Below are 13440 nucleotides of genomic sequence, written 5' to 3' on the forward strand. Positions count from 1 at the left end.
CCTATCGGTTGTAACGCTCTATTAACACTCTTAGGCTTCGGGCATCTCTGGAGATGCCCCGATGCCTTTTCGTTACTTCATCAAACAACTTTTATTGCCGCCCGGCATTCTTTTGCTGCTGTTGTTGGTCGCCTGGTGGCTGCGCCGCTCCCGACCGCGGCTGGCCGCTGCGTGTTTCGCCATTGGCCTGGGTGGGTTCTGGCTGATGAGCCTGCCAGTGGTGGTGCAGTGGGGCGCCAAGGCGCTGGAGCGTGAGCCGCCGCTGCCCCGTGACGCGTGGTCGATGCTGGCGCAGCGGGCTGACGCCATCGTGGTATTGGGTTCCGGGCGTGAGCGCGGCGATCTGGCCTGGGGCGAGGATCAGCCGACCGGCGTTGGACTGGAGCGTCAGCGCTACGCCGCGCGGCTGGCCAAGGCGTCCGGCTTGCCGATCCTGACCAGTGGTGGTTTGCATTACGGCACACCGCCGACGGAAGCGAAGCTGATGGCCGATTCGCTGCGCGATGATTTCGGCGTGACAACGCGTTGGCAGGAAGGCGAGAGCCGTACCACATGGGAGAACGCCAAATTCAGCGCCGATATGTTGCTGCCACAGGGGATCAAACGTGTCGTGGTGGTGACCCAGGCCTGGCATATGCCGCGCGCCGTCTGGTGTTTTCAGCAGGCAGGTTTTGAAGTGGTGCCGGCACCCGTAGGGTTTCTCGGGACCGACAATGCACGACCGTTTGGTGGCTGGCTGCCGGAGTTCAAGTCAATCTGGCAGAGCGGACAGTTGCTGAATGAGGCGGTGGGGCAGGTGGGGTATTCGCTGTTTTACCGCTAAATCACTCAGTGGCAGTGAGGCCTTTTGTGGCGAGGGAGCTTGCTCCCGCTGGCCTGCGCAGCAGGCCTGATCCAGGTAAACGCACTGCCTTAGACAGATCGCGTGCGCTGGATTTACGACTGCTTCGCAGCCGAGCGGGAGCAAGCTCCCTCGCCACAGGTCAGTGACCTGCTTTTAAAGGGTTTTCGACATCCGGCTCGCCATCAGTGCCCAGCCGAACAGCAGCACGCACAGAATAATCAGCGGCCACGAACGCCATTCAAGGTACGGCGTCAGGTTGTGCATCGGCACCACTTCGCCATACAGAATGCCCTGCTCGAACTGCGGAATCTGCTCGGTGATCTGCCCGAACGGGTTGATCAGGCCGGTCACGCCGTTGTTCGTAGCACGGATCATCCAGCGACCTGCCTCAAGTGCGCGCATCTGCGCCATTTGCAGGTGCTGCAACGGGCCGATCGAGGTGCCGAACCAGGTGTCGTTGCTGATCGTCAGCAGCAGATCGCTGCGTGCCGACAAACCGGCGGCGAACTCCGGGTACACCACTTCGTAACAGATGAACGGCGCGATCTGATAACCCTTGGCCTGCAGCAACGGCTGATCCGCCGGGCCGCGAGCGAAGTCGGACATCGGCAAATCAAAGAACGCAATCAAACCGCGCAACAGATCCTGCAGCGGCACGTACTCACCGAACGGCACCAGTTTCTGTTTGAGATAGGTGCCATCGCCTTCGCCGACCACGGTGATGCCGTTGAAGAAGCGTTTTTCGTGGCGCACCGTCTCGCGGATCGGCACGCCGGTGATCAGTGCTGACTTACGCTCGGCGGCGAAGGTGCCCATCATGTTCAGGTAGCCCTCGGCGGACTCCTTGAGCACGGGTACCGCGGTTTCCGGCCAGATCAGCAGGTCCACCGGTTTGGAGCGGAAACTCAGGTCGCGGTACAGCGCCAGTTGCGCGTTGAGCTGCGCCGGGTCCCATTTCATGCTTTGTTCGACGTTGCCCTGAATCGCCGCGACAGTCAGCGGTGCACCGGCCGGACTGGTCCAGGCGTGGCCCTTGAGCGCAATGCCCGCCACCCAAGGCCCGACCAGCAACACCAAACCGGCCGCGATAAAACCTTTGCGAGCGGATTGCAGCAGGCGCGGCGCGTTGTAGATCAGCGCGGCAGTCAGTGCCAGAACGAAGGACACCAGCCACATGCCACCGACCGGCGCGAGCCCGGCCAATGGGCCGTCGAGCTGGCTGTAACCGGAGTAGAGCCACGGGAAACCGGTGAGGAACCAGCCGCGAAACGCTTCCTGACCGACCCACAGTGCGGCAAACGCCAGCGCATCGGCCAGCGGCGCCTCGTTGCGGCGCAACCAGCGTGCCCAGACCCACGCGGGCAGGGCGAAGAACAGCGCGATCGCTGCGGTGAACAGCAGCATCAGGAACCCGGCCAGCAGCACAGAGGCGCCACCGAAGTGGTGAATGCTGTAGTAGATCCAACTGGTCCCGGCGCCGAACAGGCCGAAACCGAAACACCAGCCACGGCCTAGCGCCTGACGCGGTTTCAGCTCGCGCAGGCCGGCATAGAACAGGCCGACCGCGAGCAAAGCCAGCGGCCAGATGTTGAACGGGGCCAGGGCGAAGGTGGTGATTGCACCGGCCGCCACGGCCAGCAGGTTACCGGGCCAGCCGGGGCGGGTTGTCCAGCGCATTTCAGTCCTTAGATTTAACGAGCGATTGGCGTCAGTCGCAGCAAATGAATCCGACGGCTGTCGGCGTTCAGGATGCGGAAGCGATAGGCGCCGATTTCAGTGATTTCGTTGCGTTTTGGCAAGTGCCCGAACGCGCTCATCACCAGACCACCGACGGTGTCGAACTCGTCGTCGGAGAATTCGCTGTCGAAGAACTCGTTGAAGTTCTCGATCGGCGTCAGGGCCTTGATCAGGAAGTCACCGCTGGGCAGCGGCTTGATGTAGCTGTCTTCTTCGACGTCGTGCTCGTCTTCGATGTCGCCGACGATCTGCTCCAGCACGTCTTCAATCGTCACCAGACCGGCCACGCCGCCGTACTCGTCGATGACGATGGCCATGTGGTTGTGGTTGGCGCGGAATTCACGCAGCAACACGTTCAGACGCTTGGACTCGGGCACGAAGGTGGCCGGGCGCAGCAGGTCCTTGATGTTGAAGCTGTCGCCGTTCTCCTTGAGGATCAGCGGCAGCAGATCCTTGGCCAGCAGCACGCCCATCACGTCGTCGTGGCTTTCGCCGATGACCGGGTAGCGCGAGTGGGCCGAGTCGAGCACGGCAGGCAGGAATTCACGAGGGGTCTGGGTCGCCTTGATGCTGATCATCTGCGAGCGCGGGACCATGATGTCGCGTACTTGCAGGTCAGCCACCTGAATGGCGCCTTCGACGATGGCCAGCGCTTCGCTGTCCAGCAGTTTGTTCTGATGTGCATCACGCAGCAGCTCAAGCAGCTCCTGACGGTTCTTCGGCTCGTGGGCAAAAGCCTGGGTCAGTTTACCCAGCCATGACTTCTGCCCGTTGCTCGATCGATCTTCGCTCATAGCGATTACTCTGAATCCTTTGTTGTAACGATAGGGGAGGTTTCGGCTTCGTCGTCCGCGTACGGATCGGGATAGCCCAGTTCGGCAAGCAACTCGCGTTCCAGTGCTTCCATTTCTTCGGCTTCGTCGTCATCTATATGGTCGTAACCGAGCAGATGCAAGCAGCCGTGAATGACTAGATGTGCCCAATGGGCCTGGAGTTCCTTGCCTTGTTCGGCAGCTTCGCGTTCGACCACGGCCACGCAGATCACCAGATCGCCGAGCAGCGGGATGTCGAGGAACTCGTCCGGGACTTCGGCCGGGAACGACAGGACGTTGGTCGCGTAATCCTTGTGGCGCCAGGTGTGATTGAGTTCGCGACCTTCTTCCTCGTCGACCAGGCGAATGGTCATTTCCGAGTCGGCGCTGCGCTGGCGCAGGGCCAGTTCGCACCATTTGCGGAAGTCGGCTTCACTCGGGGCGTTCGCTTCGGTAGCGATTTGCAGATCCAGTTCAAGCATCGCGCGAGGTTTCCTTGGCGGCTTCGGCACGGGTCTCGAAGCGCTCGTAGGCCTCGACGATCCGCTGCACCAACGGGTGACGCACAACGTCTTTGGGCTGGAAGTGCGTGAAGCTGATGCCCGGAACGTCCTTGAGCACTTCGATCACATGATGCAGCCCGGACTTGGTACCGCGCGGCAGGTCGACCTGGGTGATGTCGCCGGTGATGACGGCGGTTGAGCCGAAGCCGATCCGGGTCAGAAACATCTTCATCTGTTCGACGGTGGTGTTCTGGCTTTCGTCGAGAATGATGAAGCTGTTGTTCAGCGTCCGACCGCGCATGTAGGCCAGCGGCGCGACTTCGATCACCTGACGCTCGATCAGCTTGGCCACGTATTCGAAGCCGAGCATTTCGTACAGCGCGTCGTACAGCGGGCGCAGGTACGGGTCGATCTTCTGGCTCAGGTCGCCGGGCAGGAAGCCGAGTTTTTCACCCGCTTCAACCGCCGGACGCACCAGCAGGATGCGGCGGATCTGCTCGCGCTCCAGGGCATCAACGGCGCAAGCCACGGCCAGATAGGTCTTGCCGGTACCGGCCGGACCGATGCCGAAGTTGATGTCGTTGCCGAGGATTTCCTTCACGTAGCGCAGCTGATTCAAGCCACGTGGGCGAATCATGCCTTTCTTGGTGCGCAGGGCGACGGAGGCTTCGGCGGGGGCGTGGTTGTCCAGTTCGACGACAGCCGATTCCTGGAGGAACAGGTGCACCATGTCCGGCGACAGCTCGGTACCCTTGGTTTCCCGGTACAGGCGGCGCAGCAGGTTTTCCGCAGACGTGGTGTGCTTGGGGTCGCCGATCAGCTCGAACTGGTTTCCGCGATTGCGGATCTCGATGGCCAGGCGTTGTTCGATCAAGCGCAGGTGCTCGTCGAATTGCCCGCACAGATTGGCGAAGCGGCGAGCCTCAAAGGGCTCGAGGATAAAACGATGTGGTTCTATGGGTGCGTTCAAGGTCGTATTTAGCCGCCCTGGGGCAATTAAGATGAAATCAAGGATAACGCCAGTGGCGTGGGTGCGAAAGCTCTTAAAACGGTCTCACCGGATAACTGTGGCGAGGGAGCTTGCTCCCGCTGGAGTGCGCAGCGCTCCCAAGTCCTCCAGCCTCGATCATTCAGGATGATCGAGGTGTCTGGTTTGCGGCTGCTTCGCAACCGAGCGGGAGCAAGCTCCCTCGCCACAGAGGCACTTTGACGCCTTACGTTTACTGGACCAGCGAGCCGCGCAGCGAGTGCGGTTGCGCCGCGTCGATGTGCACGTCGGCGAACTGGCCGATCAGGGTCGGATTATCGCAGCGGAAGTTGACGATACGATTATTCTCCGTGCGCCCTTGCAGCTCGCCCGGGTCCTTCTTTGAATAGTCGGTGACCAGAATGCGCTGGATCGAGCCGACCATTTGTCGGCTGATCTCGAACCCTTGCTGATTCAAGCGATGCTGCAAGGCGTTCAGGCGTTCTTTCTTCAGTTCTTCCGGAGTGTCATCGGCCAGATCGGCGGCCGGGGTGCCCGGGCGCTGGCTGTAGACGAAGGAATAGGAGAAGTCGAAACCGACGTCGGCAATCAGCTTCATGGTCTGCTCGAAATCTTTTTCGGTCTCGCCGGGGAAGCCGACGATGAAGTCCGAGCTGATGCAGATCCCCGGTACGGCAGCGCGCAGTTTGCGCAGTTTGGACTTGTACTCCAGCGCCGTGTGGTTGCGCTTCATCGCCGCGAGGATCCGATCCGAGCCCGACTGCACCGGCAAGTGCAGGTGTTTGACCAGCTCCGGCACCTCGGCGTGGGCCTGGATCAGGCTGTCGGAGAACTCCAGCGGGTGCGAAGTGGTGTAGCGAATGCGGTCGATGCCATCAACGGCAGCGACCACACGGATCAGCTCGGCCAGATCGGCCAGGCGCCCATCATGGGTCAGGCCGCGATAGCCGTTGACGTTCTGCCCCAGCAAGGTGACTTCACGCACGCCGTTTTCCGCGAGGTGGATGATCTCGGCGATCACGTCATCGAACGGCCGGCTGACTTCTTCGCCACGGGTGTAGGGCACCACGCAGAACGTGCAGTACTTGCTGCAACCTTCCATCACCGACACGTAGGCACTCGGGCCATCGATGCGCGGCTCGGGCAAGTGGTCGAATTTCTCGATTTCCGGGAACGACACGTCGACTTGCGGCAGCTTGCTGCTGCGTGCCGCGTCGATCATTTCCGGCAGGCGGTGCAGGGTCTGCGGGCCGAACACCACGTCGACGTACGGCGCGCGATCACGGATCGCCGCGCCTTCCTGGCTGGCCACGCAACCGCCGACGGCGATCACCATGTCCGGGTTGGCCAGTTTCAGTTCACGCCAGCGGCCGAGCTGCGAGTACACCCGATCCTGGGCACGTTCGCGGATCGAGCAGGTGTTGAGCAGAATCACGTCGGCGTCTTCCGCACGCGCGGTGACTTCCAGGGCCTGATGTTCGCCCAGCAGATCGACCATGCGCGAGCTGTCGTACTCGTTCATCTGGCAACCGTGGGTTTCGATGTAAAGCTTCTTGGCCATGGAGTAGGGTCGTCACGTGATTCAAAGAACCGCGCATTATAGGGAACAAGCCCTCAGGTTCCTACCGCTGTGCGTCCGGTGGCTATGCTATAGTTTGCGCCCTCATTTTTATCCCCGATGTTATCCGCCCGCCATGACCAAACGCGAAGCTCCAATCTACAAGGTGATTTTCCTCAACCAGGGCCAGGTGTTCGAAATGTACGCCAAGCAGATCTATCAAAGTGATCTGTGGGGTTTTCTGGAAGTGGAAGAGTTCGTCTTTGGCGAGCGCACGCAAGTGGTCGTCGATCCGAGCGAAGAGAAGCTCAAGGCACAGTTCGAAGGCGTGGTGCGCAGCTTTGTGCCGATGCATTCGATCGTGCGCATCGACGAGGTGGAGCGTCTGGGCACCCCGAAAATCAGCGAAGCCCGTGGCGCGGTCGGCAATGTGATGCCGTTTCCGATGCCGATGCCTGAGAAGTAAGCCGCAAAACCGAGTCGCTGCCATCGCGAGCAGGCTCACTCCTACAGGTGATCTTCAGTGTGCAGGAGATCCCCTGTAGGAGTGAGCCTGCCCGCGATGGGGCCAGAAAGGTCAGCGTAGAAATCAGGGAAGTGGCGAAAACGGCGTACGCCCATCCGCGCTCTGCAGTTCCATCAGGTATTTACGGAAAATTTGCCCGAGCACCTGGGTCGCGGTTTCGAGGTCTTCGCGGGACATTTTTTCCGAGACTTCGTCGGCGGTGTCCAGCGCATCTTCGGCGCCGTTGACCGCGGCCATCTTCAGCACGATGTACGCCTGAATGTTGTTGGCCTGCACGCCTTCACCGTGGAAGAACATGGTGCCGAGCTTGAACTGTGCCTGAGCATGGCCTTGCAGCGAGGCCTTTTCGAAATAGCTCAGGGCTTGATTGAGGTCGCGCGGCGCATTCTTGCCGTCGTAGTAGAACTCACCCAACTCGTATTGCGCTTGCGCATCCCCTTCATCCGCCGCTTTCTGGCAGGCAGCCAGTGCCTGCGTGACGTCTTGCGGCTGAGTATTGAGGGTGCAACGACCCATCGCCGGGATCAACAACGAGTTGCCGCCTGCTTGTGCATGCGCGAGCAGGGGCTGAAGGAGCAACAGGCAGCCCAAGGCAAGGGTGCGGCCGGTGCGGTTCATGGGAATCGACTTACCTCTGAAGGGCACGCGGACCCATCGAGGGATCCAATAAGCGCGCATTATGAAATAAGCGGGGCCAACCTTACAAAGTCTTTACTCGTTTTTCTGCTGCGCGGGGAATATATCGCCCACTTTCTGGCGGATTTTTAGCAGAGGCGTGGGAAAAACGGCGTGGGTGTAGGTAAAAGCTGACGCTGGCCATGGCCAACGTCAGCGGGACGGGCATTACTTCAGTGCGGCGAAGGCGCGCTCGGCAGCGTCCAGGGTGATTTTCAGCTCGGTTTCGCCGTGGGCGATCGACGTAAAACCGGCTTCGAAAGCACTCGGTGCCAGATAAACGCCGCCTTCGAGCATCAGGTGGAAGAAGCGCCCGAACAGTGCCGCGTCGCTGGCCATCACGTCTTCAAAGGTGACGATGTCGTCGGCGCCGCTGAAGTACAGGCCGAACATGCCACCCGCTTGCGTGGTCACGAACGGAATGCCCGCCGCATCGGCGCGTTGTTGCAGGCCGTCGAGCAGGCGCGTGGTGTAGTCGGTCAGTTCGGCGTGGAACCCCGGACGGCTGATCAGGCGCAGGGTGGTCAGACCGGCAGCCATCGCCAGTGGGTTACCCGACAGGGTGCCGGCCTGGTACACCGGGCCCAGCGGCGCAATGCGTTCCATGATTTCGCGCTTGCCGCCGAAGCAGCCGACCGGCATGCCGCCACCGATGATCTTGCCGAACGTGGTCAGGTCCGGGGTCACGCCGTAGTGCGCCTGGGCGCCGCCGAGGGCAACGCGGAAACCGGTCATCACTTCGTCGAAAATCAGCACCACGCCATGCTTGTCGCACAGCGAACGCAGGCCCTCGAGGAAGCCCGGCGCCGGCGGTACGCAGTTCATGTTGCCAGCGACTGGCTCGACGATGATGCAGGCGACGTCCTGACCGACTTCGGCGAGCATCTTTTCCACTGCGTCGATGTCGTTGAACGGCAGGGTCAGGGTGTGTTTGGCGAACGCTGCCGGTACACCGGCGGAGCTCGGCACACCTTGGGTCAGCGCGCCGGAACCGGCCTTGACCAGCAGGCTGTCGGAGTGGCCGTGGTAGCAGCCTTCGAACTTGATGATGCTGTCCCGACCGGTGTAACCACGGGCCAGACGAATCGCGCTCATGGTCGCTTCGGTGCCGGAGCTGACCATGCGCACCATGTCCATCGACGGCACCAGCGAGCAGACCAGATCGGCCATCTCGGTTTCCATCGCGGTCGGCGCGCCGTAGGACAGGCCGTGTTGCAACTGATTGCGCACCGCGTCGAGCACATCCGGGTGGCTGTGGCCGAGGATCATCGGCCCCCACGAACCCACGTAGTCCACATAGCGCTTGTCGTCTTCGTCGGTGACGTAGGCGCCTTCGGCATGCTTGAAGAACAGCGGTGTGCCGCCCACGCTCTTGAACGCGCGAACCGGCGAGTTCACGCCACCGGGAATGTGTTTCTGGGCATTGGCAAACAGGGTTTCGGAACGAGACATGATCGGGCTCTCAAATCAGATTTTCAGAAGTTCGTTGAAGGCGCGCGCGCGGCGGGTCACTTCGGCGGTGCTCTCGGCACCGAACAAACCGTGGACCACCGCCAGCAGGTCGACCCCGTGGGCCACCAGCGGCGCGGCGTTGTCGAGGGTGATGCCGCCAATCGCGCAGACCGGCAGGTGCAGCTTGCGTTTGGCCTCGTCGAGCAGATCGAGGCTGCAGCTTGGCGCGCCGGGTTTGGTGTTGGAATTGAAGAAGCGGCCGAAGGCGACATAACTCGCGCCTTCCTTGGCGGCCTGTTCAGCCAGTTCGAGCTGCGCGTGGCAGGTCGAACCGATAATGGCCTTGGAGCCGAGCAGGGCGCGGGTCGGCGACAGCGGGCCGTCGGTCTGCCCCAGGTGCACGCCGACGTTCAGGCGCGCGGCCAGCTCGGCGTCATCGTTGATGATCAACTGCGTCTTGTAGCGCTCGCACAGGTCACGCAGCGCTTCGGCCTCGCGCAGGCGGCGGGCCTCGTCGCTGCTTTTGTCGCGGTATTGCAGCAGGGTGACGCCGCCTTCCAGCGCCGCCTCCACGTACGACAGAAACTTGCCCGCCAGCAATTGGCTGTCGGTGATGGCGTACAGGCCACGGAGTTTCATCAGGCAGACCTCACGACGTTACGAGCAAAAATCCAGCGGCAGGCGACGCGGCACGAACTGGCCTTTGCCCAGTTGTTCGGCGTCGCGCAGGGTGCGCCAGGTGTAATCCAGTGCGGTACGCACGGCGCTGGCAAGGTTTTCACCCTGGGCCAGCCGACCGGCGAGGGCGCTGGCCAATGTGCAGCCGGAACCGTGATAACTGCCCGGCAAACGCTGGCAATAGAAGGTTTCACGCAGGCCGTCACGGCTGTACAGGCGATTGTGGATTTCAGTTTCGTCGCCATGGCCGCCGGTGATCAGCAGGTTTTTGACGAACGGCAAAAGTTTTTCCGCGCACTCGTCCGCCGTGCCTTCGGGCAATTCGGCGAGAATCCGCGCTTCGGGAAGGTTGGGGGTGGCAATGATCGACAGCGGCAGCAGACGCTCGCGCATCGCATAACCGACTTCGTCCTTGCCCAGACGTCCGCCGCCGCCGGCACGCAGCACCGGGTCGCAGACCACCGGCAGGTGCGGGTGCGCCGAAAGCAGTTCGACAACGGTGTCGACCATTTCCAGCGAACCGAGCATGCCCAGTTTGACCGCAGCGACTTCGGAGTCGTTGAGCACGGCATTGGCCTGGGCCAGTACCCACTCACGGTCGAGGACGCGGAAGTCAGTGACGTTGACGGTGTCTTGCACGGTCAGGGCGGTGACGGCCGGAGCCGCATGGCAACCCTGCGCGAGCAGGGCTTCGATATCTGCCTGCAAGCCGGCGCCACCACTGGGGTCGTGGCCGGAGAGACAGAGGACAACGGGGCGGGAGCTGTAGATATTCATGGTGCGCGAGCTTACCACCAAACCTGATTTTGGGGTTCAGTCCTGACGGTGTTTGCGAGCAGATTGTCGGACAACACGGCAGCTACCATTGTGGCGAGGGAGCATGCTCCCGCTGGGTTGCGAAGCAGCCCCCTGCATTTATTCAGGCACAGCGCATTTACAGGTTTTACGACTGCTGCGCAGCCGAGCGGGAGCAAGCTCCCTCGCCACAAAAGCGGATCGCAATGATTGAGCTGACCAACTCAACAGCTCTAGCTCGCTGTTTTGCTCTGAAACGCCCGTTCTAGAGCCTTTGTAGGAAAAATTTCGATGGTGCTCAATGGCCATCAACGGCTATGCTAGTCTGGATCCAAACCAATAACAGGTAATACCGGTTTTACGTCTACTCAAAGGGAATGGGGGGCTTCCTGACACAACCGGACGAGCCACGCTGGGGCTTCAATGCGCTATTTGCTGATGTTGCTGTTCTGCTTGCCCCTCTTCGCAAGCGCCGTAGAGTTCGACGAAAATACCCAGAGCCTTCCCCTGGGCCGCTCATTGCAAGTGTTCGAGGACCCAAGCGGTCAGGCGAGCATCTCCGACGTCCGCGCTCAAGCGGCGGCGGGCAATTTCAAACCTCACGATAAAGCCACGCTCAATGCCGGTTACTCGCGCTCGGCGTTCTGGCTGAAGATCGACCTGCATTACCGCCCGAACAATCCGGCCGCCCAGCGCACCTGGCTGCTGGAACTGGCGTATCCGCCGCTCGATCACCTCGACCTTTATATGGCCGATGCCAATGGCGACTACCGGCTGATCCGGCAAACCGGCGACGCCTTGCCGTTCGCCAGTCGCGAGATTCGCCAGAACAATTACCTGTTCGACCTTGAGTTCAAGCCGGAGCAACAACGCACCGTGTACCTGCGCCTGGCCAGCGAAGGCTCGATCCAGGCGCCGGTGACCTTATGGTCGAGCACCGCGTACCTCGAGGATCAACCGGTGCGCCTGTATGTGCTGGGGATCATTTATGGCGTGTTGCTGGGGATGCTGGTCTACAACCTGTTCATCTACCTGAGCGTGCGCGACACCAGTTACCTCTATTACATCTTCTACATTGCCTCGTTCGGCCTTTATCAACTGTCGGTGAACGGCGCGGCGGTCGAGTATTTCTGGCCGGACAATCCGTGGTGGGCCAACGCCGCCACACCATTTTTCATCGGTTGCGCCGGCCTGTTCGGCAGCCAGTTCGCCCGCAGTTTCCTGCAGACAAGAACCCACAGCCGCTGGCTCGACTATCTGCTGATCGCCCTGATCGCATTCGGCGCGCTGGTGGTCGGGCTGTCGCTGATGACCAGTTACGCCTTGTCGCTGCGCCTGGCGACCCTGTTGGCGCTGGTGTTCACCGTGGTGATCTTCGCCGCCGGAATTCTCGCCTGGTGGCGCGGCTTGCGCGTGGCGCGTTATTTCATCATTGCCTGGTCGGCATTCCTGCTCGGCGGCATCGTCAATACGCTGATGGTGCTCGGCCTGCTGCCGAACGTGTTCCTGACCATGTACGCCAGTCAGATCGGCTCGGCGATCGAAGTGGCGCTGCTGTCGCTGGCGCTGGCCGACCGCATCAACGCCATGCGCGAGCAACAGGCGCAGACCCTGTTCGACGCCGGACAGAAGCTCGAAGTGCTCAACCAGCAACTGGCCCATAGCAACAAGCTCAAGGATGAATTCCTCGCGACGCTGACCCACGAATTGCGCACGCCGATGAACGGCGTGATCGGTTCGCTGGAACTGATGCAGACCGTCGAGCTGGAACCCGAGCTGGAGCAGTACCAGCAAACCGCCGCCGGCTCCGCCCGGGACATGATGCGCATGGTCAACGGCATCCTCACCCTCACCGAACTGCAGGCCGGCAAGCTCAAGGCGACGCCGGGCAGCTTCAGCCTGCGCGCGGTGGTCGAGGCCTTGCGCATGCAGTTCGATGGCAACGCGGCGAGCAAGTCGCTGGACTTCAAGGTCGAGGTGCTGCCGACCCTGCCGGATCGCTTGCACGGTGATAGCGCCAAACTGGCGCAGTGCCTGGAGTGCCTGCTGGACAACGCGATCAAGTTCACCCGGGTCGGTGGTCTGGCGCTGCGCGTGACCGGCAAACCGTCGGCGGGCAATCGCTTGGCACTGTCGTTTGCGGTGATCGACACCGGCATCGGTTTCACCGATCTGGGCGAGGCGACGATGTATCAGCGCTTCTTCCAGCTCGATGGCTCGATGACCCGCGAATACGGTGGGCTGGGCGTGGGGCTGGCGATCTGTCGGCAACTGGTGGAACTGCTCGGCGGCAAGCTCACGCACCGCTCCCAACCTGGCAGCGGCAGCCGTTTTCAACTGGATGTCGAGTTCGAGCTGCCGGAAGTCGAAGCGGCACCAACCCCGGACGCGCTGCACGAGCGCAGCCGTGCGCCGCAGGACTGCACGGTGTTGCTGGTGGACGACAACAGCGTCAATCAACTGGTGATGCGCGGCATGCTGCTCAAACTGGGGTTCCGCGTACGCACGGCGGACAACGGCGCGGCGGCGCTGGATTATCTGCAGCGCGAGGCCTTCGATGCGGTGCTGATCGATTGCCAGTTGCCCAGCCACGAAGGGGCCTCGTTGTGCTGCCAGATTCATGGGTTGCCCGGCTGCGCCAATCTGCCGGTATTCATGCTGGCCCTGGGCACGGATCGCGAGCACTGCGCACCGGGCGCGCGCATCGATTACCTGAACAAACCGGTGAAATTCGAAGACCTGCAAACGGCGCTGGAGCGTCGGGTGCTCAGCGCGTAATAGGGTGAAAGCGCCGGAAGTTCGGCGCATATGACACTTTGATCAGCGGCGGCCCGGTGCTTAACTGGATTCCTTGGCTGACCAAAGGAGCCCC

Annotated in this window: 12 protein-coding genes; 3 read left to right on the forward strand and 9 right to left on the reverse strand. The window is 61.6% G+C overall.

Translation table 11 applies throughout. The features are described from left to right. Window positions 1–61: 61 nt before the first annotated feature. Window positions 62–823, forward strand: coding sequence for a YdcF family protein (locus tag LCH64_RS19890; protein ID WP_103486247.1), 762 nt, complete (start codon window positions 62–64; stop codon window positions 821–823). 174 nt (window positions 824–997) lie between these two features. On the opposite strand, the gene lnt is transcribed toward LCH64_RS19890, so the two are convergent. The 5 genes from lnt to miaB form a co-directional block, all read right to left on the reverse strand. Then, the gene (lnt, locus tag LCH64_RS19895) at window positions 998–2521 is read right to left on the reverse strand and encodes an apolipoprotein N-acyltransferase (RefSeq protein ID WP_103486296.1); all 1524 of its coding nucleotides are present in this window, start codon (window positions 2519–2521) and stop codon (window positions 998–1000) included. 14 nt (window positions 2522–2535) lie between these two features. Beyond that, complete coding sequence (locus LCH64_RS19900) at window positions 2536–3375, reverse strand: HlyC/CorC family transporter (RefSeq protein WP_003228526.1); 840 nt, start codon at window positions 3373–3375, stop codon at window positions 2536–2538. Between the two features lie 5 nt (window positions 3376–3380). Continuing rightward, entirely contained in the window at window positions 3381–3875 is a 495-nt protein-coding gene (gene ybeY / locus LCH64_RS19905) for an rRNA maturation RNase YbeY (protein WP_096795275.1), read from the reverse strand. Beyond that, complete coding sequence (locus tag LCH64_RS19910) at window positions 3868–4866, reverse strand: PhoH family protein (RefSeq protein ID WP_003228522.1); 999 nt, start codon at window positions 4864–4866, stop codon at window positions 3868–3870. The genes ybeY and LCH64_RS19910 overlap by 8 nt, the downstream gene beginning before the upstream one ends. 250 nt (window positions 4867–5116) lie before the next feature. Continuing rightward, a complete protein-coding gene (gene miaB, locus LCH64_RS19915; protein WP_003228520.1) occupies window positions 5117–6445 on the reverse strand; it encodes a tRNA (N6-isopentenyl adenosine(37)-C2)-methylthiotransferase MiaB in 1329 nt (442 codons plus the stop codon). A gap of 133 nt (window positions 6446–6578) precedes the next feature. Here miaB and LCH64_RS19920 point away from each other — a divergent pair, with 133 nt between their 5' ends. Next, window positions 6579–6908 (forward strand): DUF1820 family protein, encoded by a 330-nt coding sequence (locus LCH64_RS19920; RefSeq protein ID WP_003185742.1) that lies wholly within the window; start codon window positions 6579–6581, stop codon window positions 6906–6908. Between the two features lie 123 nt (window positions 6909–7031). On the opposite strand, the gene LCH64_RS19925 is transcribed toward LCH64_RS19920, so the two are convergent. The 4 genes from LCH64_RS19925 to LCH64_RS19940 all read right to left on the reverse strand — a co-directional run bounded on the left by LCH64_RS19925 (window position 7032) and on the right by LCH64_RS19940 (window position 10550). Next, window positions 7032–7586, reverse strand: a complete 555-nt coding sequence (locus LCH64_RS19925) for a tetratricopeptide repeat protein (protein ID WP_003228518.1) — start codon at window positions 7584–7586, stop codon at window positions 7032–7034. A gap of 225 nt (window positions 7587–7811) precedes the next feature. Continuing rightward, entirely contained in the window at window positions 7812–9095 is a 1284-nt protein-coding gene (gene hemL / locus LCH64_RS19930) for a glutamate-1-semialdehyde 2,1-aminomutase (protein ID WP_098965768.1), read from the reverse strand. A 15-nt stretch (window positions 9096–9110) separates the two neighbouring features. After that, entirely contained in the window at window positions 9111–9734 is a 624-nt protein-coding gene (thiE, locus tag LCH64_RS19935) for a thiamine phosphate synthase (protein ID WP_007960555.1), read from the reverse strand. 18 nt (window positions 9735–9752) lie between these two features. Then, a complete protein-coding gene (locus LCH64_RS19940) occupies window positions 9753–10550 on the reverse strand; it encodes a hydroxymethylpyrimidine/phosphomethylpyrimidine kinase (protein WP_007960553.1) in 798 nt (265 codons plus the stop codon). A 441-nt stretch (window positions 10551–10991) separates the two neighbouring features. Here LCH64_RS19940 and LCH64_RS19945 point away from each other — a divergent pair, with 441 nt between their 5' ends. Next, complete coding sequence (locus LCH64_RS19945) at window positions 10992–13346, forward strand: hybrid sensor histidine kinase/response regulator (RefSeq protein ID WP_226501063.1); 2355 nt, start codon at window positions 10992–10994, stop codon at window positions 13344–13346. Window positions 13347–13440 lie beyond the last annotated feature (94 nt).

This window comes from Pseudomonas sp. MWU16-30322 (assembly GCF_020515535.1).
GTDB lineage: Bacteria > Pseudomonadota > Gammaproteobacteria > Pseudomonadales > Pseudomonadaceae > Aquipseudomonas > Aquipseudomonas fluorescens_H.

Coding starts and splice junctions, on each gene's coding strand:
- ybeY (WP_096795275.1), bottom strand. CDS start 3,875: ATGCTTGAACTGGATCTGCAAATCGCTACCGAAGCGAACGCCCCGAGT.
- LCH64_RS19940 (WP_007960553.1), bottom strand. CDS start 10,550: ATGAATATCTACAGCTCCCGCCCCGTTGTCCTCTGTCTCTCCGGCCAC.
- hemL (WP_098965768.1), bottom strand. CDS start 9,095: ATGTCTCGTTCCGAAACCCTGTTTGCCAATGCCCAGAAACACATTCCC.
- lnt (WP_103486296.1), bottom strand. CDS start 2,521: ATGCGCTGGACAACCCGCCCCGGCTGGCCCGGTAACCTGCTGGCCGTG.
- LCH64_RS19900 (WP_003228526.1), bottom strand. CDS start 3,375: ATGAGCGAAGATCGATCGAGCAACGGGCAGAAGTCATGGCTGGGTAAA.
- LCH64_RS19920 (WP_003185742.1), top strand. CDS start 6,579: ATGACCAAACGCGAAGCTCCAATCTACAAGGTGATTTTCCTCAACCAG.
- miaB (WP_003228520.1), bottom strand. CDS start 6,445: ATGGCCAAGAAGCTTTACATCGAAACCCACGGTTGCCAGATGAACGAG.
- thiE (WP_007960555.1), bottom strand. CDS start 9,734: ATGAAACTCCGTGGCCTGTACGCCATCACCGACAGCCAATTGCTGGCG.
- LCH64_RS19945 (WP_226501063.1), top strand. CDS start 10,992: ATGCGCTATTTGCTGATGTTGCTGTTCTGCTTGCCCCTCTTCGCAAGC.
- LCH64_RS19890 (WP_103486247.1), top strand. CDS start 62: ATGCCTTTTCGTTACTTCATCAAACAACTTTTATTGCCGCCCGGCATT.
- LCH64_RS19925 (WP_003228518.1), bottom strand. CDS start 7,586: ATGAACCGCACCGGCCGCACCCTTGCCTTGGGCTGCCTGTTGCTCCTT.